The sequence below is a fragment of the Microcoleus sp. LAD1_D5 genome (assembly GCF_036702115.1).
Taxonomy (GTDB): Bacteria; Cyanobacteriota; Cyanobacteriia; order Cyanobacteriales; family Microcoleaceae; genus Microcoleus.
In genome coordinates this window covers 1-22,900 of sequence record NZ_JAUBSA010000016.1, presented here as the reverse complement: position 1 = coordinate 22,900, position 22,900 = coordinate 1, and the positions used below count along the sequence as shown (strand labels likewise).

Below are 22,900 nucleotides of genomic sequence, written 5' to 3'. Positions count from 1 at the left end.
GGGTTGGGCAGGAGAGCCCGCCCAGAGAAGGGATATTAAGAATAGTGCAACATCTCAGTTTGAACCAAGAGTAGCTACACAATAACTCCGCCCAAAAACCTGCATTTACCTGCGATTCAACTCCATCCTTTCGCCGTAACGTAACAGCATATCCAAACTCTCCAAACGATTTTGCCAAGTTTGCACCTGATAGCTATTTTCGGCAGAATGCAAGCGCATCGAAGATTGAAATTGAGATTGAAAACTCCCCAACAATCTTTTAGCAGTTGCTAAACTTTCCCTAGAAGGATTTGCCGCCAATTTGCTCAAAGCTTGCGCCAATTCATCCGCTCGACTTTGCAAAACTTTCAGTTCAGATTCCGACACCCGCAACTGATTGTTAGCCAACAAAAAACTCCATTCCTGCTTGAGAGCAGTATACCGCGAAGCCGCCGCCGCAAACGGCTGTCGGTAAGGAATCGGCTCCGCAGCAGAAGTGGAGCGCACTGGCGGGCCTTGAGTGCGGTTAAAAAACCCCTGCATCCCGCTGCTGATACTTTCCACCGCAAAAATAGCATAGCCCCCTGTCGGCAAATCGCGCAAAGCTTGAATTTGGTCGATCGCCACAACTTCCGGGAGAGTCAACAACTTAACCGACGGAGAAATCAAAGCCGAACCCAGAATTTGTTCATTTACCAGCGGTTCGGTGATGCGCTGAAGTCGGTTCGTATCCAAAGCATAAGTCATCGGCACAATCAAATCTACAATGCCCTGACGAGCCCAAACTTCCCAATTTTGCTGAATTTTGTAAATCCGCTGACTTTCCGGGTGGGGAAACACCGCCACCGACAGAATTGTGCGCGGATAATTCTGCCGCAAAAGCTGAGAAACGTCAGTTACAAAACTATTAATTTGATTAGTTTTAAACTCAACCCACTGCCGCCACAAACTGCCGGAACTCGGCGAAATGTTCACCGGATCTGCACCAGTTAACTGCCTAAATTGCTGCCTCGCAGCAATACCGTAACCGTAAGTAAAATTCGCATTGTCATCTTGAAAAGGATAGCGAATATAGTCTAATTGTACCCCATCTACTTTGTAGTTGTTGGCAATTTCGCTGACAATTTGTAGCAAATAATTACGCGCTTCCGGGTTCGCCGGATCGAGATAAAATTTGCCATCGTTAGGATTTTGTGTGCGTCCTTTATTGTCAATATTTGCCCACTGTGGATGAGCGGAAAGCACGGGACCCGGATAAGAACTAGGCTTGCCAATTAAAGTATTGTGGCGCTTATTTCCTGTGGCAAAAACCCAAACCCAAGCGTGCAGTTCCATGCCTCGCTCGTGAGCTAATTTAACCGCAGATGCCAGCGGGTCCCAGCCAACAGTCAGGGGATTTTGTTGCGGTGCAACTTGACTGGGATAAATTGTATATCCCGCATTCAATGTTTCAAAGAAAACAGTATTGATACCGGCGGCCGCGAGTCGATCGAACACTGCCGCCAAACCCTGTTCTGATCGCGCTGCGACGATCGTCCCGCGATCGAGCCAAACCGCCCGAATTTCCGCCCCAACCCGCTGTCCTTCCTTCGGGTAATTTTCCCACAGCAACTGCCGCGCTTCCACCCACTGCTTTCTAGCCTCCGCGTAGTTTTGCTCTTGCAGGAGTTGGTCAAAAGTTTGCAAAACCTGCCGCGCTTGGGCGATCGCCCGCCCCCTGATCGCTTGCAGAACAGGGGGGCGACTGGCTGCCGGGCCACCTCCGCCCTGTTCTGCAGCCACCAGTTGAGGGGAGGTAGCAGCATTGAGATTGATGGCGGTATTGGCTGAATTAGATGCTGTCAGGGCGCTTTCAAACCGGCCGAGGAGGTTGGTGAGTTCTTGGCGCATCAAGTACGCTTCAATGCTGACGATCGGCTTATTGGAATTTACCTGCACGTCCAAACCCACCGGCGCCGACTGATCCGAAGGGTCTGTAAAAGTTGCAGGTACTGGATCGGGAAGCGCACCCGATGGAGAAAGTCGGCTCAGCGGGCTATTACGCGGCGAACTAGGGCTGTTTCTAGTCACTCTTGAGGGGGGAGTTGGCAGTGGGGTCGCGGCAGCAGTGGGCGGCGCAGATGGCTGGGCAGCGATTGTGCCTCCCCAGCGGGCGATCGAGGCTTGCAGCCAAGCCTTATCTACATTTCCCGAACCGTCGCTACCCCAGCGCCAGCCGAGATAGGTAGCGCGATCCGTGGCAATGGCTGCGGAGGAACCGGAACTATCTTTCCAAGTAGCAATAGTTTGACTGTTCGCATCAGCCGGAATCAAGACACCGCCTTGGACAGAAGCATTTTGTTGTGCAGTCGGCACCCAATTGTTAGAAGTAGTGCAAGCAAGATCCCGACAGCGGCTGCGCGGTTGCGGGGTAGCGGGCTGGGTTAACGGAAAAGCCCAATAGGCCCCAAGGAGCGATCGCAAAGATTGGCGCACCAAGGCCGGGGAACTGCGACCGACTGGGCCCGAAGCAATCAAGCGGCCGCCCTGGGATGCCCAAGCTTCTAAAACTTTAATTTGCGCCGGAGTCAAAGTTTCAATGTTGGGCAAAAACAGCACGTTAACGCCTGTTAAATCTGCCGTACTTTTGATTTCTTCCAGATTGATTGGTTTGTAAGCAATGCCGCTTTCCCAGAGGCGGGTGGTAATCTTTACCCAATCGGGAGAATTCTCGGAACTGCGAACAACGCCCAGAACTACTTCTGCGAAACTCGGAGAGGGAAATAGGATGAAGAGATTGAGTAATGTACTCGCTAGAATTCCAATTAAGACTCTTTGCAAGAAAGTGAAAAAGCGAATTTTTTTAGCCTGGGAGCAGGCATCAGGCATTTGATGAGGCTTTTTGATTTGTTGCATCATAAGTATGAGAATTACCCAGCGCACCGCTAGACAAAAATTCAATAACAATTAAGAGCGATCGATCCGCACCATACAATTTTCTATCCTGCCCTGCAACCTGAATCAGGAAAAAGTGCGATCGAGCGATTTTAGATTTTAGATTTTAGATTTTGGATTTTAGATTTTGGATTTTAGATTTTGGATTTAAATCTGGATCTATTCCTCATGACAGTTGACTGTTGACAGTTGACTGTTTGGACATTTGAACAATAGCGATGCCACCGGAAACGATTTTAGATTAAAACCTGGGTGCATTTGGGTTGAAGAACCAAAAATACAATTTAGATGCCGCACAGCTTACAGCCAACAGTCAACAGTCAACTGTCAACAGCCAACAGCCAACAGTCAACTGTCAACAATTTTCTAAGTTGCAGCTTCATTCACGGGGAATCGATCGATTAACTGCATCGCCCGACAAGCATTCCTCCGCAAAGCATCCGAAACATGAGGAACATGAGGAATCTGAGACAAGAAATCCAAAGTCCGGCGCAAAATCCGCACCACATCCCCTTCATCCAAACTCGTATGGCTAATCAGTTCCAGCCATTCAACACCCAGAGCCCACTGTTCGACCAAAGTCACTAAATCCCGTTCCAGCCAAATCGGGATTGCAGCTTCATGACGGTACTGCACTTGAAACAATCGGCGACGCAAGCCTTTTTGCAGATTGTCCAAAGGTGCCAAAACTTCCGGCGACAGCGAGTAGTGAGTCCAACTGTCGGGCCTGGAAACTTCTGTAACTAAGGCCGCGCAAGCAGCAGCGAGGTGGTGGGGGTCGAGTTCGTCAAACTCCGCAGACATTAGGGACAAACCCAGCCACAGTTCGTTATCGCCACGAATGGCGGCGCAAGCTTGGCCCAAGATTGTGGGCACTAACCTGTCGGAGGAGTCATCTCGGTTTCCAGTTGCCGAAACTACTCTTTCCAAGCAGCCGAAATTCAGCAAGATGTCAATTAAATTGAGAAATTGCTCCCAGTAGCGAGCTCGTTGCTTTTCTAACTCTTGTTCGCTTTTGCGTATTTCTTTTTTCAATTCTTCCCGGCGGCGCTGGCGTTTGAGCAAAGTACCGGGATTGCCCCATTCTAGAACCGGGTGAATTTCTAGCTTAGCTTCTAGGGCTGCGATTTTCTGCTGTTGCTCGATCGCCTCTGGGCTCGGTTCTGGTGTCGGCAATTGTGGGATCGATGCAGCAATTGAAGCAGTTTCTTCAGTTCCCAAGCGGCACTGGCCAAGTCTCAGGGGCATTTCCGGGGGCGGGTTCAAGGTATCTGCTACGCTCAAGCGAGGTAATTCGGCGTGCAGGGTAGCGACATCGCTAATGGCGACGACATACCAGCGGTTATCTTTGCCCAAGCACACCAAATTTGGTGCTTGGCCTGAACCTGGGGTTTTGGCAACCAATACGGCGGGTACAGGATTTGTGTGCGATCGTTTGGCTGTCGGAACGTGCTTGCCTTTGAGACTCAGAACCGTGCCGAGCACTGCAAAAGCCACAGCTACGGACATCTCCTTAAATCTGGCTTCTTCAGCTTGCTGCAATAGAATTTTGAGCAAACGTTTGTCTTCTTTGAGTCTTGCCTGCAATTTTTCGTAATGGGCGAGCTCTTTTTCCAGGGTGGAGACATTTCCTCCGGCCGCCAGGGACTGTTCTAGCACCGCCAATTCTGTTTGCAATCGGTCTAATTCTTCTTGCTGCGGCTGCAAGTACAAGGTAGACAGGTATTGACCAAAACTTCGCTCTACCAACTCTTGAGCTTCGTCGAGAGTGTGAGTTTGCAGTAAATTCAGCACCATGCCATAGCTGGGGGTAAACTGACTGGCGAGGGGGTCGGCTTTGGCTGTTGCCAAATAAGAGGCTTCTTTTGCGCCTTCAAAGCGCGTCTGAACTGCGACCACGTGCCCCAGCTTGTCCATGCCCCTCCGACCCGCCCGGCCGGCCATTTGCAGGAATTCTGAAGCGTTTAGCAGTCGGTGTCCCTTGTCGGTGCGCTTGGACAGGGTGGAAATGACTGTGGTGCGGGCGGGCATATTAATCCCGGCTGCTAGGGTTTCGGTGGCAAATACGACTTTAATCAAACCTCTGCCAAAGAGTTCTTCTACCAAGCCTTTCCAAGCGGGCAAAATGCCTGCGTGGTGGGCGGCAATGCCTTTTAAAAGTGCTTCTTTTTGACCGAAGCGTTCTGCTTCTGGGTTTCGCTGTAAAAAATCGTCAATGATGCGTTTGAGTTCGGCTGTTTCGGCTTCGTTAACCAGGGAGAAATTGCCGACTTCTGCGACTGCTTGGTCGCACCCGCGACGGCTGAAGATGAAGTAAATTGCTGGTAGCATATCTCGATCGTCCAACCGGGATAAAACATCGGTCAAACTCGGAGTGGGAATGCTGCCTCTTTCTACTTTTTGCCCCTTCTTTTTGGGGACTAACCGGACATTGGCTCTTTTGCCGGTGTCGTCTAGCAGGGGAAATATCCCTTTTTGGTTGGCGAAGTGGAATTGCAGCGGCACTGGCCGAAAGTCTGAGTAGATGAGCTCTGTGGGCCCGTGGACTTTGTTAATCCAGTCTGTGAGTTGCTCGCTATTGGCAACGGTTGCTGAGAGGGCGAGAAGTTGAATTTCGCTCGAACAGTAGATGATGGATTCTTCCCAGACAGTACCACGCTGGCGATCGTTCATGTAGTGACACTCGTCGAGCACCACGGTTTCGACTCCGGTGAGGGAAGTACCGACTTCTCCGATCGGCGTACCGTAGAGCATATTCCGAAATATTTCGGTAGTCATCACCAAAATCGGCGCATCTCGATTGACGGAGATGTCGCCCGTCAGCAAACCTACGTTGTCGTCTCCAAATTGACTGCGGAAGTCGCGCAGCTTTTGGTTAGAGAGTGCTTTGAGGGGAGTGGTATAGAAGACGCGCCGCCCCCGGTCGAGTGCTTGATGGATGGCGTATTCCCCGATTAACGTTTTCCCAGAGCCTGTGGGAGCGCACACGACAACGGATTTACCTGCATCGAGGGCGGCGATCGCCTCTCTCTGAAAGTTATCTAGCTCGAAGGGAAATATGGTCTTCAGATCCAGCTCTGGGCGGTTCTGGGCAGTGTCTTGCACAAGGATTATTATAAGGTTTCAGGATAAGTATGCTTAAATCTTGCTCAAAGCAAGTCAGCAGAGGACTGTATTGATTTTAGACCAACGCCCGCAAATCGGCTATGAAGGAATAAGTCTGTTGGCAGTTGGCAGTTGGCAGTTGGCAGTTGGCAATTGGCAGTTGGCAGAAGAAAGAAAAAAATTTTGCCTTCTTCACGCTTGACTTCTTCCCTCTTCCCACTTCCTTTTCCCTCTTCCTGACATCCGTTACATCCGTTACAGAATCCGTTGCCGAACTTCCTTCTCTATGATTCCTGTTATTTCGACTATTCCTGTGGTGCAGCTTGCTTCGGGCGATCGGCTTTCACTGCAAGTCTATCAGTTCCAAGGTGCCGTTCGTGAAACAAAGGGTTATATCTAGCATGATATTAACAAAGAATATAAATCAGGAATTACGCCCCAAGTATTTTGACACGCTATTTATGGCGTAAGGTGTGCAGTGCACACCCTATAAATAGGGTTTATGCGTAAATCCTGTAAATCTCAGAAACTTCACGTTTTTTTTTAGATGAAAATCAAAAATCGCAGGTTCCGGCTCCGCATCGCCCTTGTTTTGCCCTTTGTATTGCAGATCGCTGGAACTGTGGGCTTAGTCAGTTATTTGTCTTTTCGCAGCGGTCAAAAAGCGGTTAACGATCTAGCAGCCCAATTACGCAATGAACTCACTGCCCGGATTGATGGAGAATTAAGAAAATATCTAGGTAGATCCCACGACTTTAATCAGTTGAATGGAGCAGCTTTTTCTGAGAATAGTTTTGACATGGTTAATGCCAGCAATGCCAAGCAATTTATGACCCAGATACAAATTTCTACCTTTATTGATTCATCCTACTGCGGTGACTCCCAAGGGCAATATCTGGGGGCATCTCGCCTGTTTTATCAAGGTTCTGCAACGCTCGTCATGTCTGTTAGCAATCAAGAGAGCGACTACAATTTTTACTATTATGCTATGGATAGTCGGGGCAATCGGCAGCAGTTGCTAGAAAAACGCCGCCCCTACGATCCGCGCAAACGTCCTTGGTACATTGCCGCCATAGAAGCAAAACGACAGATTTGGAGTGAGGTTTACCTGGATTTTTCCGGCGGATTGCCCACGATTACAGCTAGCGAGCCAGTGTACGATAGTACGGGAAACATCTTAGGGGTTTGTGCCACGGATGTGGTGCTTTTAGAAGATTTAAGGAAATTTTTAGCTAGTCTGGCAATTGGCAAAACAGGTCATGCTTTCATTATGGATCGCAAAGGTTCCATGCTTTCTAGCTCCACCAATGAACCTCTGACTGTGGGCAAAGGGGAAAATGCCAAGCTGGTGATGGCGATTCAAAGCGAAGAACCCGTAGTCAGAGAAACTGCCCAATATTTGCAGCAGTATTTTGGCAGCTTCGATCGCATTGAAAGATCGCAACAAGGCGATTACCTACTCAACGGTAAGCGACAGTTCGTGCAGGTATCCCCCCTCAAGGATGGCAAAGGTATTGATTGGCTGATTGCGGTGGTGATTCCAGAAGCAGATTTTATGGCACAAATCTATGAAAACACCCAAAATACGATCGTGCTAGTTTTAATAGCCTTACTCGTCGCGATCGCGATCGGTATTCTCACTGCCCGTTGGATTACTCACCCATTATTAAAACTTGCTGAGGCATCTCAAGAAGTTGCCAGAGGTAATCTCGACCAAAAAGTTGACGCTGGCTCGATTAAGGAAGTTGCTATTGTGGCGGATTCTTTCAACAGCATGACCGACAAACTCAAGGAATCTGTAAAAGCCCTACGCTTAGCTAATGAGGAGTTAGAAAATCGAGTGGAAATCCGCACGGCAGAACTACGCAAAGAAAAGGAGCGATCGGAACAGCTTTTACTTAATATTCTGCCTGCCACAATTGCCGAGCGCTTGAAACGGGCAGAATCTCCCACAGAACATTTTGAAGAAGTGACGATTCTCTTTGCTGATATTGTTGGTTTCACCAGTCTCTCAGCCCAAATGGAACCTATGCAATTAGTTGCCGGATTGAACCAAATTTTTTCGGCTTTTGATGAGTTGACGGAAAAGTACGGTCTAGAAAAAATTAAAACCATTGGTGATGCTTATATGGTGGTGGGTGGATTGCCAATCGCCAGTGAGGATCATGCCAGGGCGATCGCGGATATGGCTTTAGAAATGCAGGCTTACATGAAAACAATACCTAACAATTTAGGAAATTCACTACAAATACGGATTGGCATTAACACTGGTCCCGTCATTGCGGGAGTGATTGGCATCAAGAAGTTTATTTATGACTTGTGGGGAGATGCCGTTAATGTGGCTTCTCGCATGGAGTCTCACGGTAAACCGGGCTATATTCAGGTAACAGAGACCACATATTCTCATTTGAAAGACCTGTATGTGCTGGAACGAAGAGGTACTATTTCTATTAAGGGTCGGGGAGAAATGATTACTTACTGGTTAATCGGTCCAAAAAGCTAGAAGCCGATCAATGCTTCAATGGGGAAGATTAGTTTTGCCAAGTCTCACCTGCCTTTCTAAACGTGTTCCCTCTCTCGGAGTCTTGTCTATGATTCCTGTTATTTCGACTATTCCTGTGGTGCAGCTTGCTTCGGGCGATCGGCTTTCACTGCAAGTCTATCAGTTTCAAGGTGCGCTTCCCGGCAAAAAAGCTTATCTCCAATCTAACCTGCACGGCGCTGAGATTAGTGGTAATGCTGTGATTTACCAATTAATTGAGTTTTTAATGTCTTTGGACAGCAGTCAGTTAAGCGGGGAAATTTGGCTAGTTCCTGTTTGTAATCCTGTAGGTGTCAGTCAGCGATCGCACCATTTTTCCCCTGGTCGGTACAATCTTTATGATGGGGTAAATTGGAACCGGATTTTCTGGGATTTTGAAAAACAAGGGGAAGATATTCTGGGTTTTGCGAAGTCTCACATCCATCTCGATGCCGATACTGTCAAAGTTAATTACAGAAAAGCGATGGCTTTGAGTTTTGCGAAAGAGTTGGCAAAAATTAACGCTCCTAGTTGCCGCCCCTACAGCGAACTTTACCGATATCAGCTACAATCTTTGTGTTTGGATGCTGACTATGTGCTGGACTTGCACAGTTCTACGAATCAAAGTTTAGATTACCTTTACTGTTTTAATTCCCGCGAGGAGAGTGCAAAAGCTTTTTTGCTCGATCGGGCAATCTTGTTTGACGAGTACGATGGCGATGCTTTTGACGAGGCGTTTCTCAAGCCTTGGCTGGCTTTGGAGAAGATTTTGGCAGAGTTGGGAAGTGCGCTCAAATTTGACGTGGAAGCTTGGACTTTAGAATTAGGTTCGGGGATGGAAATGAATCCCGAGTCGGTGGCGAATGGCTTCCGGGGCATCAAAAATTACTTAGCCAGTAAGGGTTTATTGAAAATAGATGGATTTTCCCTCCCGGAAACTGCGAATCATCAAGTTATTTTTACCCCCAAAAATTCGGTGATAAAATACTACGCGCCGGCGGGCGGGATGATTCAAAATCGAGTGCAATTGGGGAGTTATGTCAAAAAGGGCGATCGGCTTTATCAAATTCTCAGCTTTAATAAGAATGGGGAATTTCCGAGTTTGGTTGATGTTTGTGCGGAGTCGGATGTTTTCATTTTTGATGTTTCGACAAATCAGTCAGTAAATCAAGGAGAGTATGTGTTGTCTGTGATGGCAGATTGAGAATACCAAGAAACCCGGTTTCTTGAACAAACCGGGTTTCTGAAAACCTATTGGTAGTCAAACCATAATTTACGATATACTATGGAATAGGGCTTGTTTAAATTCCGCCGCACTTTTATAATAAATTTCACGATTGTCCATTAAAGCGCGATCGATAACTGTGGCTAGCGGTTGAGGAATCGCAGAAGTGCGATCGCCCACCGGCACCGCATCATTTTGCAAAACCGCCACAAACGGGTTTTGACCCTGCAAATTGCGCGCAAACTCACCCGTTATCATCACATACAAACAAGCCGCCGCCACCCAAACATCAACCTCTGGTTTCGCATACTTATAATCAAGCACTTTTTATCGTGGCATAAAACAGGGCGTACCGGCAGCATTACCGTCCGAGTTTAAGCGCTTAAACCCGCTTGGTCAAAAGCTTTGGCTAACCCATAATCCCCTATTTTTGCAACTTGTTTCCCTCCCACATCCGCCAGAAAAATATTCTCAGGCTTCAAATCCCGGTGAATCAAACCCCGTCCTTTTGCAAAACTACTATCAGCCAATCTTACATTGGGAATTAAAGTAATTTTAGAACTCATATCGATTTTGGGTCGGGGATTATATCGATTTGACAGAAAACTCTTGTCCCCCCTTAAGAAGGGGGGCTAGAGGGGATGGAAAGCCTAATTCGCACCCGTAGAGAGTTATTTAACCTTGGCTGTAAGCCTCCATTGGCAAACAAGAACAGACAAAATTGCGATCGCCAAACGCATTATCTATCCGGCCCACCGCCGGCCAAAACTTATGTTCGCGAGTCCAAGAGGTCGGATAAGCCGCTTGCGCGCGAGTATAAGGACGATTCCACTCATCAACCATCAGAGATTCTGCGGTGTGCGGCGCATTTTTCAAGACGTTATTTTGCGCGTCAACATTACCGTTTTCAATCTCCGCAATTTCGCCTCGAATCGCAATCATCGCCTCGCAAAAACGGTCTAATTCCTGCTTCGATTCGCTTTCCGTCGGTTCCACCATTACCGTACCAGCGACCGGCCAAGAAACCGTCGGCGCGTGATAGCCGTAATCCATCAAACGTTTAGCGATATCTTCGACTTCAATAGCCGCAGATTTTTTGAGCGATCGCAAATCTAGAATACACTCGTGCGCCACCAAACCAGCTTTCCCTTTGTACAAAACCGGATAATAAGATGCTAACCGCTGCGCCATGTAATTAGCATTAAGAATTGCTACTTTTGTTGCCTCAGTTAAACCCACTCCTCCCATCATCCGAATATACATCCAAGAAATAGGCAAAATGCTAGCACTTCCCCAAGGTGCTGCGGAAACAGCACCAACTGATTGAGATATTTCGCGCCTCCGTTGGGGGGGGTAAGATTTTAATTCTTCATCAGTAGAAGGTAAGAAAGGCACCAAATGAGACATTACCCCAATTGGCCCCATTCCCGGCCCGCCGCCGCCGTGGGGAATACAAAAAGTTTTGTGCAAATTCAAGTGACAAACATCAGCACCAAAATCACCAGGGCGGCACAAACCAACTTGAGCATTCATATTTGCGCCGTCCATATAAACTTGTCCACCGCAGTTGTGGACAATATCGCAAATCTCTTTAATCTCTTCCTCAAAAACGCCGTGCGTAGATGGATATGTCACCATCAAAGCCGCCAGGTCATTTTTGTGTTTTTCGGCTTTTTTATGTAAGTCAGCAACATCAATATTGCCCTGATAATCGCACTCGACAGCAACTACTTTCATCCCCGCCATCACCGCGCTAGCCGGATTTGTACCGTGGGCTGACTGGGGAATCAAACAGATATTTCGGTGAGATTCGCCTCGGTGTTCGTGGTATTGGCGAATAACTAACAAACCCGCGTATTCGCCTTGGGAACCGGCGTTTGGTTGCAAAGAAATTCCCGCAAAACCGGTGATTTCTGCCAGCCACTGTTCTAGTTGCACGAACATCATTTGATAGCCGCGAGTTTGATCGCGGGGTGCAAAGGGATGTATCTTACCAAATTCCGCCCAAGTCACCGGCATCATCTCTGCTGTTGCATTCAATTTCATTGTGCAAGAACCCAAGGGAATCATCGATGTATTTAGCGATAAATCCTTGGCTTCTAAACGGTGCAAATAGCGCAAAAGTTCAGTTTCTGAATGGTAGCTGTTGAAAACTGGATGAGCGAGATAGCTGCTAGTGCGATCGCAAAAATCTGGTAATGTCAAATAACCACTCAATGCGTCGGCATCCAGGGGAATGTTGAGAGCCTTCTGCCCGTCCGGCCTGATATAATCCTTATCCTGTGAAAATATTTTCCACAACTCTTGCACATCTTCAACGGTGACAGTTTCATCTAAAGTAATTCCCACTGTCGAATTATCGAAAATTCGGAGATTAATTTTGCGAACTTTAGCAGCTTCTAGAATTTCTGACAGCGGTTTATCTCCCAATTCTACCCGCAAAGTATCGAAGAAATGTTGAGAACCAATTGTGTATCCGAAACTTCTTAAACCGGATGCCAAAAGTGCCGTTAAACTCCATACTTTCTCAGCAATGTCTTTCAGTCCAGACGGGCCGTGATAAACAGCATACATACTCGCCATCACTGCCAGCAAAACTTGAGCAGTACAAATATTGCTGGTGGCTTTTTCGCGGCGGATGTGCTGTTCGCGAGTTTGCAAGGCCAAACGTAAAGCAGATTTGCCGTTGGCATCTTTAGAAACGCCAACTATTCTCCCCGGAACTTGCCGTTTAAACTCTTCTCGCGTGGCGAAATAGGCTGCGTGCGGCCCTCCGAATCCCATCGGCACTCCGAAGCGCTGAGTGCTTCCTACGGCTATATCCGCGCCGAATTCGCCGGGGGGTGTGAGCAAGCACAGGCTCAAAATGTCGGCGGCTACTGTGACTAATGCGCCGACTTCGTGTGCCGATCGAATAAAATCGGTATAGTCGTAAATTGCGCCGTCTGTGGCGGGGTATTGCAGGAGTGCACCGAAGATTGTACGATCGAACTCAAAGCTTTGATGGTCGCCGACAATTACCTCAATTCCCAGTGGCTTAGCGCGAGTTTGCACCACTTCCACAGTTTGAGGGTGGCAATCTTGGGAAACAAAAAACGCTTTTGCCTTATTTTTGCTGGCGCCGTAACTAACCGCCATCGCTTCCGCCGCCGCTGTCCCTTCATCCAGCAAGGAAGCGTTGGCAATTTCCAAACCCGTGAGGTCAATTATCATGGTTTGGAAGTTCAGTAAAGCTTCCAATCGCCCTTGAGCAATTTCGGCTTGGTAGGGAGTGTAAGCTGTATACCAGCCGGGATTTTCTAGGATATTCCGCTGGATGACCGGGGGAGTTATGCAGTCGTGATATCCTGTGCCGATGTACGATCGAAATACCTGATTTTTTGCCGCAATTTCTTTCAATTCTGCCAAAGCGCTGTACTCGCTTTGCGCTGCGGGAAGTTGTAGGGGTGCAGAAATGCGAATCGCCCCTGGAACCGTTTTGTCAATCAACTCATCGAGGCTGGAAATGCCCAAAACATTGAGCATTTGCTGGATTTCGCTGGGTGTCGGGCCAATGTGGCGCCCCGCAAAACCATTGATGGAGGAAAGGTTTTGCTGCTGGTTGGCTTCAAGTTGAGGGCTGTAGAGTACCAAGGCGGATTCTCCTGAATTGACTTTTCTTCTTTGTTTGTAACATTTTGCTAAGAAAACAAGGAAGATTTTCTGCGTCTATCAAAGTCCGACAGGGGTGGAAACCCCTGTCTCACAGCTAAAGTCGTCTGAAGACGACTGTAGATTAAGCCGCACTTATGGCAACTCCTCGCCCAACTGCTTGGTATTTCAGTCGTCTTTAGACGACTTGTGCTATTAGCCAGGGGTTGAAACCCCTGGCAGATTGTGGAAGAATCAACGAGCCCTACCCCCAAATTCCCACTCCAAACCCAAAACTCCTAACTACTCGCCTTCCACCATTTTGCGATACTCCGGGGCCGAGAAAGCGTCCTCTGCTTCGCTGGGATTGTCAACGCGCACTTTCAGCAGCCACCCAGCGCCATAGGGGTCTTCCGCCAAATTTTCGGGAGACTCTATAATGTCACCATTGCGTTCTACGACTGTACCGGTAACTGGTGCTTTCAAGTCTTCAACGGCTTTCACGGACTCGACTGTACCGAAAGCTTCGCCCTTTTCCAACCCTGCACCGACTTCTGGCAAATCTAGAAACACGATATCGCCGAGTTGGTCAACTGCAAAGGCACTAATGCCGATGGTGGCAATTTCGCCTTCGAGTCGAATGTATTCGTGGGTGTCTAGGTATTTCAAGTCATCGGGGTATGTTAGTGCCATGTCTTTTCTCGCAATAAAAAAGTATTAGTTAAATCTTATTCAACTATGAGCCTTTAGTAATGACTAACTGGAACAGAAAAAATATTAAACGCTTGCTTTTCGGAGAATTTTCTGTCAAACGACTTATGAAATCTCTAATTTTTATTTACGCATTTATGTGTTTTTACGGTTTCTTTTTTTCAGAACGGCTAATTTTCCAACATCCCCCATCTAGTCAGAGTGATAGCATGGAAGTTATCAAAGTTAGCTCAGCTAATGGCGTGAAAATTTCTGCTGTTCATTTTCCTAACCCGCAAGCTAAATATACCATACTTTACAGTCACGGGAATGCGGAAGACTTGGACGGCATTTTGTGGCTACTGAGAGAGATTCGAGATAGCGGTTTTGCTGTGTTTGCCTATAATTATCAAGGTTACGGCACGAGCCAGGGAAAGCCTTCTGAATATAATACTTATCGTGATATTGAGGCTGCTTACAATTATTTAACCCAACAGTTGGGAATACCTGCAAAGCAAATTATTCTTTACGGGCGTTCTGTGGGCGGTGGGCCGGCAATTGATTTGGCTTCGCGGAAAAAAGTCGGCGGTTTGGTGGTTGAAAGTTCCTTTGTTTCGGCTTTTCGGGTGTTGACGCGGATTCCGCTTTTACCCTTTGACAAGTTTGTGAATATTGATAAGATTGGCAAAGTTCGATCGCCTGTTTTGGTGATTCATGGTAAGGCTGATGAGGTGGTGCATTTTTGGCATGGAGAGCAGTTATTTGCAGCGGCGAAGCAGCCGAAATTAAATTTTTGGGTTGATGGGGCCGGTCATAATGATTTGATGGATGTGGCGGGCGATCGCTATGCTGCAACTTTGCGGCAATTTGCTAAGCTAGTAGATGAATCTTCTCGACCAATATGAGCAACGGGCTAGAAGCCCGTTCCACAACAACATATACACTTACACTTTATTGTGAACCGTTGCTATGAGCAACGCCCCTGAATTAAGGCTTACCTAGTTAATTTAACTCGGGCGGTTTTGCGATCGATAAAATGGTTTTTTCACCACACCAGCCGGATAGTTTTTCCCGCGAATCTCGATTTCTAATTGCTGACCGATTTTAGCTAATTTTGCCGGAACAACCGCAAGGGCAACTGCCCGATTCAAAGTAGGCGATAATGTACCGCTAGTAACTTCCCCTACTTTTTCACCTTCAAATATTACCGGATAGCCGTGGCGTGCAATGTGCCGCCCCTGCATTTCTAGCCCTACCAACCGTTTCGATACTCCACTCGCTTTCTGCTGTTCCAAAACCTCCCGCCCAATAAAATCGCCTTTGGTGTCGAGGTGAACAACCCAACCCAATCCAGCCTCTAAAGGCGTGATATTGTCGTCGATATCTTGACCGTAAAGAGCCATTGCTGCTTCTAAACGCAAGGTATCTCTCGCACCCAAACCGCAGGGAACAACGCCAGCAGTTAACAATTTTTTCCACAGTTCTTTTCCTACTTCGGCCTCCACCATGATTTCAAACCCATCTTCGCCGGTGTAACCAGTTCTGGCGATAAAACTCGGCTGTCCCAACAGATTTGTTTCTAAGTGGCCGAATGCCTTAATTGGTGCGAGGTTGTCTTCCACAAAAGGCTGGAGATAGTTAACGGCTTCCGGCCCTTGAATGGCAATTAAAACTTTATCTTCGGAGATGTCTGTAAAACAGAGTCCGTTCAATTCTAAGTGAGTGGTGATCCATGCTTTGTCTGCGATGCGAGTGGCGGCGTTGACAATGATTACTGCACGTTCTTCGCTAGTGATAGGGTCTGGTTCTTGGCAGTAGAAAATAATGTCGTCTAATATGCAGCCTTTGGCATTTAGCAAGACTGTATATTGAGCTTGACCGGGTTGCAAGCGGCTCAAGTCTGAGGGTACTAAGGGTTGAAATTTTTCTATTACTTGTTTCCCTCTCAAACCAAATTTTCCCATGTGGGAAATGTCGAACATTCCTGCTTGCTGGCGTACTGCTTGGTGTTCGCTGCTGATGCCTGCGTACTGTACTGCCATCTCCCACCCGGAAAAGGGCACCATTCGGGCTTTGAGTTGTAATGATAGGTCGTACAGAGGCGATCGGGCAAGTTGGCTCGGACTCTCTGGATTGTTGGGTTCAGTTGACTTTGCCACAGGTAGCGCTTTGGTTGCGGGTAGACTGTTTTGATTTTACGGGAAAATTGGTTTTCGCGGTGTGTAGGGCGATCGAATTTAACGACACGGCAAAGCTGTTTAGGTACAAGTCGCGATCAAATTTAAGCACGCAGTGGTACTGTTTCGGTAGCAATTAGGATACGGCAGTGCCGTTTGCCTACTCTAATGTTTATGGAGAATAGCGGGCTCGAACCGCTGACCCCTACAATGCCATTGTAGTGCTCTACCAACTGAGCTAATTCCCCTTTCTTTTCGCGCTCTCAATCATGCCTTAACTGACCAATATTTGTCAAGCTTTTTGGGGAAATTAGTTTTGAGCCCTGGATTGGCAAGGCTTTCGGCTTTTTTTTCAAAAAAGTCTCCTCGCTTCTGGACAATGGTCAATCCCCTACTATGATTTAGTAAGTGTGTTGCGATATTTCGGTCAAATGGCTCAAACAAGACCCCATGAGGAAGTACACGACTAGCAGGGCGGCGGCTGAGACCGCAACTAGGGTGCCGGCTAGCATTAGTGAAAATTCCCGTTGCGTGATCGCCTCCTGCATTAAGTGCAAAGACCAGGCAACGAGGGCAACGTCAATTATTAAAATAGAAACCAGCATAAGTTACGATTTGTAACAGCTTACCTATTGTAACAAAACTTTTCGCTCAGTGCAGATAAGCTCAGGCGTATTTAACTTTTGCTGTAAAACCCGAAGGGAGCAGCGGAAAGCTAGTGAGAAAAAATTATAGCTTTTGGTGATAATTACAATATGCAAAGTAAATGAGAGCAAACTCAGCTTTAGAGGTGGCGTTTTTGACTCTTGAGCGATCGATTAAGAGCCCGATAGCTGCGCTTTACACGCTTTTTTGAGGGGGTAGGGTGCGATCGCTATTGTCGCCAAACCCTTACTTTCATAGCTTTAGCCTTTACCAACTTCTTTTGATGATTCCAAATTTTCCACTATTTGAGCAATCAGTGGACGATAAATGGTGTTATCTAAGTGTTCCTTGTACCACTCCTTATAATTCCCACTATTATATAGATGCTCTTCAATTAGTCGAGCCTCTTCCAGTAGTATCCACAAGTTATGAGTAGCTCGATTACAAAAACCTTCCATACCACTTATTTTCAGTCCATTTAATTTATACTGACGACAAGCTGGACAGAGACATTCCTCTAGTTTTTTTTCTTCTTCTTGACTGACTTGACGGCCTCTCCAGTTACCTAAAGGAGCCACAATTCGCTCTCCGGTTCCAGGCAATTGTATCATCCCCCGCGCCGCCCGACTGCGCCAACCGCTTGAGTCTACTGAGTTAATGCTCAATAAAGCGGCTAAATGTATAGTTGCTGTGCCACCAATGCCAAAAACATGAAGTTTTGTATTTTTAAATTCTTCGCGTATATGTTGAATGCTAGATAGAATTTTATGATAAGGTATTGCTTTAGGAGCGCGTAGTAAATTTGGTACAATGCCACCCAAAGCAATATATGGTTTTGCTAAGAATTCCTTATGTGCTTTGATTGCATTTACATAGTCTTCAAGCAATTCGCTAATGTGAATAACAGGAATGTATGATGGATGGTCTTTATAAGCCAGATTCATTTCCATTGTGCGCTTAAAACATTGTTTCTGCTCCTTAAATGTCATTTTGGGAGTAGGAATAAAGTCTTGAGGAATTGGATACCAGTCTGGTTTAGCTTTTTCTACAAACTCTTCATACTCTTTTCTTGGCGTTTCACCATCACGTTTTATAAAGTAAAAAGCACCGTTATCAAGATAAATTTGAACTTGAGTAGGAATACCCAGAGATTCGTGCAGTCCCTTTTCCATTGCCTCACGCCTGCGTTTAGGCATTTTGTGAAAATCCGCGTAGGAAATCATTACCGCGTGTAGTTGGGGAAGGTAATACTCTGAGGTTCTATCCCATACACGCGGTTTGATTCCTTTTAAACTGATACCAGCGACGATTTTCACAGTTGATATTCCTTATACAATTTCTGACAGGAAAGTTTTATATCGAGACATAAGTAATTGTTTAGTGTGTTGAGTTAAATATTCACCAATATTTTTTGATTCGCGGTGAGCTTGCATAGTAACTCTTGGGATCAGATAAATAATGGCTTCTTCGTCTGGAGACATAGAAAATGAATGTTCATTGTCAGCAAATACACCTGAATACTGTATAGCAGTAAGAATTTTTTGTGCTACGCTTGTTGGTGAACCTAGAGAAGCATCGTGGAAAAATTCATAGCGAGGTAAAAGTTGACTGGGACTTTTGGAATGCCCCATAAAAAACATATACACATGAAAAATATTACACAACTCACGATAGGGACTAATGTTAAAATCATGTGTTTTTTCATAGCGATTAAAATAGGAATCCAGAGCCTGAAGATTAGCTTTTTCATTCAAAGCTGCTCTTGTCGTAAAAGAACGACGAATTAAACAAGTAGCAATGGTTTCTGTTAAATTATTTTTAAACCTATAACCCCCCAATAATAATGTCATCATCTGACCATCATTAAGAGTATAATTACCTGTTTCCCAATCTGGATCTATTTCCTTGGTAATATACCAGTCTAAAATAGCACTATATACTTTTAATTGGACATTTTTTGACACACCACAGTAAATGGTTTTGTAAGCTCTAGCACAGAGAAGACAGTTGAGAAGTTCTCGGATAGCTTCACGAGTAAACTCACCTCGTCTGTTGTCTATTAAGAAGTTATCTAAGTAGGCATCTTGTGGAAACAAACTACCATCTCTAAGAATTATGTCAGGGCGATCTTTATCCGCATTTAACAAGTATTGATGATCAAATTTATATTGACCAACATCCATCGCAGAAGCAGTACATCGTTGATAGTCTTCCGGTTCTAATTCATCTTCATAAGATGGATCAATTAGCATCCACCTAATTAATTCTTGGTCGGGTTGAGGATTAAATCTTGGCAGATCAAATTCTGCTTTTCCATTTTTTACCCTCAAAATAGCACCAACAGCATTATTCAGCACAAAAGGAACAGTTCGCGTGAAAAAACGGGCACGAGTAGGAACTGAACTACGATGTTGACTGACATCAGAAGAGGCGATAATTAGGTTACGTTTCCAGTCTGTATTGTCAGCAGTAATCAGATTGAGAAAATTTTCTCCTACTATATGGCTTTCTAAATGTTGCTCTACTAATTCAGTATTGATATCAACTCTCCATTGACCACTTCCTTTAGGTGGATCATATATTTTTACTTGTTCCTTTGTCATTCCCAATCCCCGAATAGCTACCTGTTTTAATAAACGAGCTAATCTAGGTGATTTGGATGAGTTTTCCTCTATTTGACGTTTAATATCCAGTAAGAAATCTAAGTAGAGTTGCTTAGCGTTTGTTGTCAGTAGTTTTTCCCGTGCTTTTTTAAGTGTACTTTTCCATGCTTTCTGCGAAGAAACTATTTTTCTAACATATTCAGCCGTTATTTCTACAGGATCATAGCTCTTATTGATAACCTGCTCACGAGTTAGAATTTTATGTGAATCAGAATTAAGGATTGAATCCCACTCAAGATTTAGTTCCAACTGTTGATATTGGCTAGCTTCGGTATTATTGGATTTGGATTGACGTTTTCTAGGCATTTATTCTATTCCTTATGATTTTAATTTTTCAATTACTGGCATCCATTTTTCTTTCATCTCTTTAAAAACATTAGGTGTTTTTCCTCCTTCTGAATCTTTCGTTTCGCGCTCCCTAATCCTTACTGGAATCGTATGCTTAACACTTTCATAAGTACCTGAAAGCAAACAAGTACCGCGTGGCATCTTAGGTAGGGCGCGTAACATTTCTTCAGAGGCATCTGACTTTACGCCCCGAATGGCATCAAGTTGATCTGGTTCTAACGCAAACACAAGTCTTGTATTACACTGACGGATAATACTTCTATCAATATCAATAGGGCTTTGTGTCATTAATACCATACAAATGCCGTGATGTCTTCCAATTCGTACACCTTCCCGTATTATTTGTTTGCAAGGGCTACCCTCACCTTGTGGTACAAACAAATGAGCTTCATCCACAACCGCCACATAAGGTGGAATATTACCTCGGATGCGTAAGTTCTGAAGTTCCCTCAAGACTGCTGTTGCTATAGATTGAAGCTGTATAGATGTTAATTTTTTACAATTTATTGCCAGACAAGGATACATAAGTTTTCGCCAGTCAGCTACCCCCTTGCCAAATATTCTGTAATTATTGAGAGTTTCTAACCTGCGTGTGACGGTATCCACCAATCGTGGCACATCAGTAGGTTTAGCTGATAGTGCTGCTGCTGAATCTGGTATTCTTGCTAAAACATCATCCAACGTAAATTTTGCAATATCTTCATTGACTAGACGAGTTTGTAATTCACCAAAAGCCTTTGTCACTACGTCACACTGAAGTGAACTCTGTTTCATCGCTTCAGGAAGTAAATTTATCAATTCTGATTCAGTAAGTGATGAGATGCGAATACTAAAATCTTTTCCTGGCTCAACAACTTTGCCACCCATTTTTTCAGCTAACGACGAATATTCATCCTGCGTATCTATAAAAACAATGGGTAAATTCATCTTGATGATTTCTTCTGCAATTACACCCATTGCATAACTCTTACCACTGCCTGTAGTTCCACCTATAAAAAAATGCCGTTGAATCGCCTCACGTTTGAGAATAATTTCTGTTTTTGTGCCACTTACTGTTTCACCAATATACAAACCTTTAGATCGATCTGCCTCCATACCCAAAACACGGACGGTTTCATTACTATCAGCGATAAATACATCCGCGCCTGCGTTAGGCAGATTTTGTGGCGCTCGGATTTCTGTATCACTAATTTCCTCTATTAATTCCGCTTCAACAACCCGAAAGATATCTGTGCTATATTCTTCTTGTGGGTGAACTTGCCGCCCACCTACATGATCGCTAATATTAATATTAACTGCACTTTGATATGGATTGCTTTCGTAACCACTGTGAATTCGACCAATAAGAATAGTTTTTTCAGTCCTAGACACTGGAATCCGCACAAGTGTTCCTGGTTTTACATCTTGTTTAGCTTTTAATTTAATGCGTACAGTTTCAAAGCTTGGAGTTTCATTATCAGAAATAACTGTGCCAATTGATGAAGGTTTTCTACTCATTGTTCAACTCCAAATTATAGATTTAATTCTATGACGCAACTATTCTGCATAGATTGTTATCCCCAGTTGTTGGAGCATTCGCCTGGCCGCAATTGAATGGAAAGCACTAACAGGCAATCCTGTCAACAGACTCACCACCCACTTCGGCGATACTCGTCGATCGCCAACTAACACATACCAAGCCTGGTAACAACCAGGCTTGCCCTTGCCTTCTGCTAACGCCTGACTTGCTACATCAAGCACTTGTGCTGGTGTCAACACAACCTCAATCCCTTTAATACTGGCTTTCCCTGCCGGAGCAGCAGCCTGCCAACTGGGGGATAGTTCCGGGGGCTTCCCGTATAACCAATCATGTAAACTTGACAGCTTTTTGCCTAATGAGCCTGTGGCAATTCGCACAACTAATCCTGATTTAATTAGCATATCGTACTTATCCAGTGCAAGGAAATAATCTCGACCTAGACAAATGCAAAGTTGTTGATAGGGCTTGGCGTTGAGGATATTTTTGAGTTTAGCAATCACCTCTGGTTGCAGTTGGCGTGATCGATCTCTTGTCATTTTTTGGTCATAATCTGGAATCGGATAGTCACTGGGTATCAGTCCAAACTTCGCTGACAAAATATAAATATCCAAGGGCGCTGACGGTTGATCCCGCAGAAAACGCCGTAACAGACGAAATGTGGGGCCGTCGTATCTTTCTATGGCAGGCAGCAAGTTTGTGTCACAAAGTTTGCGCCGAGAACAGGCAATAATTATCAAATATGGAGATTCAGAATTCACTATTTTATCTTTATGGGCGATCGCGCCTGTCCTAAAAACAATTGTAGAGAAGCGATCGCCACTAATTCTCACTTCCTCTCTCACCTGCTGCGGGAGTATGGTTGCTGCACTGTGGCTGTATCTGCGCTCTACGTGGGGTCTGGATGTGCCCCAAAATATTCAAAGTCCTTGATAGCAAGGATTTTCGGTAATCTTTAGCAGCAGGCAGTGCAAGGCAGTCCCGTTTCCAGCTTGGCACTACAGCTAGTATGCCAACCATTAGTAACACTATCACTGATTAGGCTCATGATAATTACATATTCATTGATACTCTTTACATAATAGATACTAATGGTTAGACTACTGTGAGTAAGCTAAAGTATTTAATTGAGTAGTTATTAATTAATGGTTGTGAAAATCAGGCTTAAAGATGTCAGGACATCAAGATCGATTTCCCAAAACGAGTTAGCTAGAATACTGGAGATGTCGCTGGCTAACATTCAAAAAATCGAGAGAAACAAGGCAAAATCTATTCCCTTGGACACTTTAGATCGGCTGTGTGAGGTTCTAAATTGCGAAGTTGGTGATTTGCTAGTTCGGGTTAGCGATCGAGAGTTAGAAGCATTGTGAGTGAAAACCAACAGCCAGAAGTTAGAGTCGATAGGGGCGTTGCCACCCCTACCTCTCCTTCAGAACCGTGCGTGAGACTTTCACCTCACACGGCTCC

At 45.5% G+C, this 22,900-nt stretch carries 18 protein-coding genes and 1 tRNA gene; 6 read left to right on the top strand and 13 right to left on the bottom strand.

Features of this window, described 5'->3' with window-relative positions; all coding sequences use genetic code 11:
- Positions 1–105: 105 nt before the first annotated feature.
- Together QUA70_RS09805 and QUA70_RS09800 are read right to left on the bottom strand one after the other, a co-directional pair.
- The gene (locus QUA70_RS09805) at positions 106–2,847 is read right to left on the bottom strand and encodes a family 10 glycosylhydrolase (protein WP_445251624.1); all 2,742 of its coding nucleotides are present in this window, start codon (positions 2,845–2,847) and stop codon (positions 106–108) included.
- Positions 2,848–3,279: 432 nt separating this feature from the next.
- Positions 3,280–6,018: a DEAD/DEAH box helicase gene (locus QUA70_RS09800; protein WP_333346597.1), complete on the bottom strand. Its 2,739-nt coding sequence runs from the start codon at positions 6,016–6,018 to the stop codon at positions 3,280–3,282.
- 40 nt (positions 6,019–6,058) lie between these two features.
- Between QUA70_RS09800 and QUA70_RS09795 the strand changes: the two genes are divergently transcribed.
- The 3 genes from QUA70_RS09795 (at position 6,059) to QUA70_RS09785 (ending at position 9,743) form a co-directional block, all read left to right on the top strand.
- Positions 6,059–6,220 (top strand): hypothetical protein, encoded by a 162-nt coding sequence (locus QUA70_RS09795; protein WP_333334383.1) that lies wholly within the window; start codon positions 6,059–6,061, stop codon positions 6,218–6,220.
- 345 nt (positions 6,221–6,565) lie between these two features.
- Complete coding sequence (locus QUA70_RS09790) at positions 6,566–8,521, top strand: adenylate/guanylate cyclase domain-containing protein (RefSeq protein ID WP_333334381.1); 1,956 nt, start codon at positions 6,566–6,568, stop codon at positions 8,519–8,521.
- Between the two features lie 88 nt (positions 8,522–8,609).
- The gene (locus QUA70_RS09785) at positions 8,610–9,743 is read left to right on the top strand and encodes a succinylglutamate desuccinylase/aspartoacylase family protein (RefSeq protein WP_333346591.1); all 1,134 of its coding nucleotides are present in this window, start codon (positions 8,610–8,612) and stop codon (positions 9,741–9,743) included.
- A 69-nt stretch (positions 9,744–9,812) separates the two neighbouring features.
- Here the strand turns inward: QUA70_RS09785 and QUA70_RS09780 are convergent, their stop codons facing one another.
- The 4 genes from QUA70_RS09780 to gcvH form a co-directional block, all read right to left on the bottom strand.
- Positions 9,813–10,088 carry a hypothetical protein gene (locus tag QUA70_RS09780; RefSeq protein ID WP_333346589.1) on the bottom strand — a complete coding sequence of 92 codons (276 nt, stop codon included), beginning with the start codon at positions 10,086–10,088 and terminating at the stop codon, positions 9,813–9,815.
- 50 nt (positions 10,089–10,138) lie between these two features.
- The gene (locus QUA70_RS09775; RefSeq protein WP_333334375.1) at positions 10,139–10,330 is read right to left on the bottom strand and encodes a protein kinase domain-containing protein; all 192 of its coding nucleotides are present in this window, start codon (positions 10,328–10,330) and stop codon (positions 10,139–10,141) included.
- Between the two features lie 109 nt (positions 10,331–10,439).
- Entirely contained in the window at positions 10,440–13,397 is a 2,958-nt protein-coding gene (gene gcvP / locus QUA70_RS09770; RefSeq protein WP_333346586.1) for an aminomethyl-transferring glycine dehydrogenase, read from the bottom strand.
- A 300-nt stretch (positions 13,398–13,697) separates the two neighbouring features.
- Positions 13,698–14,087 carry a glycine cleavage system protein GcvH gene (gene gcvH, locus QUA70_RS09765; protein ID WP_333346584.1) on the bottom strand — a complete coding sequence of 130 codons (390 nt, stop codon included), beginning with the start codon at positions 14,085–14,087 and terminating at the stop codon, positions 13,698–13,700.
- Between the two features lie 59 nt (positions 14,088–14,146).
- Here gcvH and QUA70_RS09760 point away from each other — a divergent pair, with 59 nt between their 5' ends.
- Positions 14,147–14,989 carry an alpha/beta hydrolase gene (locus QUA70_RS09760; protein ID WP_333346581.1) on the top strand — a complete coding sequence of 281 codons (843 nt, stop codon included), beginning with the start codon at positions 14,147–14,149 and terminating at the stop codon, positions 14,987–14,989.
- Between the two features lie 102 nt (positions 14,990–15,091).
- Here the strand turns inward: QUA70_RS09760 and gcvT are convergent, their stop codons facing one another.
- The 7 genes from gcvT to QUA70_RS09725 all read right to left on the bottom strand — a co-directional run bounded on the left by gcvT (position 15,092) and on the right by QUA70_RS09725 (position 22,194).
- Positions 15,092–16,243, bottom strand: coding sequence for a glycine cleavage system aminomethyltransferase GcvT (gene gcvT, locus QUA70_RS09755; RefSeq protein WP_333331946.1), 1,152 nt, complete (start codon positions 16,241–16,243; stop codon positions 15,092–15,094).
- A 193-nt stretch (positions 16,244–16,436) separates the two neighbouring features.
- Positions 16,437–16,509: transfer RNA gene (locus QUA70_RS09750), tRNA-Ala, on the bottom strand.
- Between the two features lie 153 nt (positions 16,510–16,662).
- Complete coding sequence (locus QUA70_RS09745; RefSeq protein WP_333331943.1) at positions 16,663–16,866, bottom strand: hypothetical protein; 204 nt, start codon at positions 16,864–16,866, stop codon at positions 16,663–16,665.
- Positions 16,867–17,166: 300 nt separating this feature from the next.
- Positions 17,167–18,222: a hypothetical protein gene (locus QUA70_RS09740; protein ID WP_333346578.1), complete on the bottom strand. Its 1,056-nt coding sequence runs from the start codon at positions 18,220–18,222 to the stop codon at positions 17,167–17,169.
- A 12-nt stretch (positions 18,223–18,234) separates the two neighbouring features.
- Positions 18,235–19,875 carry a hypothetical protein gene (locus tag QUA70_RS09735; protein WP_333346575.1) on the bottom strand — a complete coding sequence of 547 codons (1,641 nt, stop codon included), beginning with the start codon at positions 19,873–19,875 and terminating at the stop codon, positions 18,235–18,237.
- Between the two features lie 12 nt (positions 19,876–19,887).
- A complete protein-coding gene (locus QUA70_RS09730) occupies positions 19,888–21,414 on the bottom strand; it encodes an ATP-binding protein (RefSeq protein ID WP_333346572.1) in 1,527 nt (508 codons plus the stop codon).
- Between the two features lie 39 nt (positions 21,415–21,453).
- The gene (locus tag QUA70_RS09725; RefSeq protein WP_333346679.1) at positions 21,454–22,194 is read right to left on the bottom strand and encodes a DUF6884 domain-containing protein; all 741 of its coding nucleotides are present in this window, start codon (positions 22,192–22,194) and stop codon (positions 21,454–21,456) included.
- Between QUA70_RS09725 and QUA70_RS09720 the strand changes: the two genes are divergently transcribed.
- Both QUA70_RS09720 and QUA70_RS09715 read left to right on the top strand, forming a co-directional pair.
- A complete protein-coding gene (locus tag QUA70_RS09720; protein ID WP_333346684.1) occupies positions 22,133–22,366 on the top strand; it encodes a hypothetical protein in 234 nt (77 codons plus the stop codon). The genes QUA70_RS09725 and QUA70_RS09720 overlap by 62 nt on opposite strands.
- A gap of 218 nt (positions 22,367–22,584) precedes the next feature.
- Entirely contained in the window at positions 22,585–22,803 is a 219-nt protein-coding gene (locus tag QUA70_RS09715; protein ID WP_333331927.1) for a helix-turn-helix domain-containing protein, read from the top strand.
- Positions 22,804–22,900 lie beyond the last annotated feature (97 nt).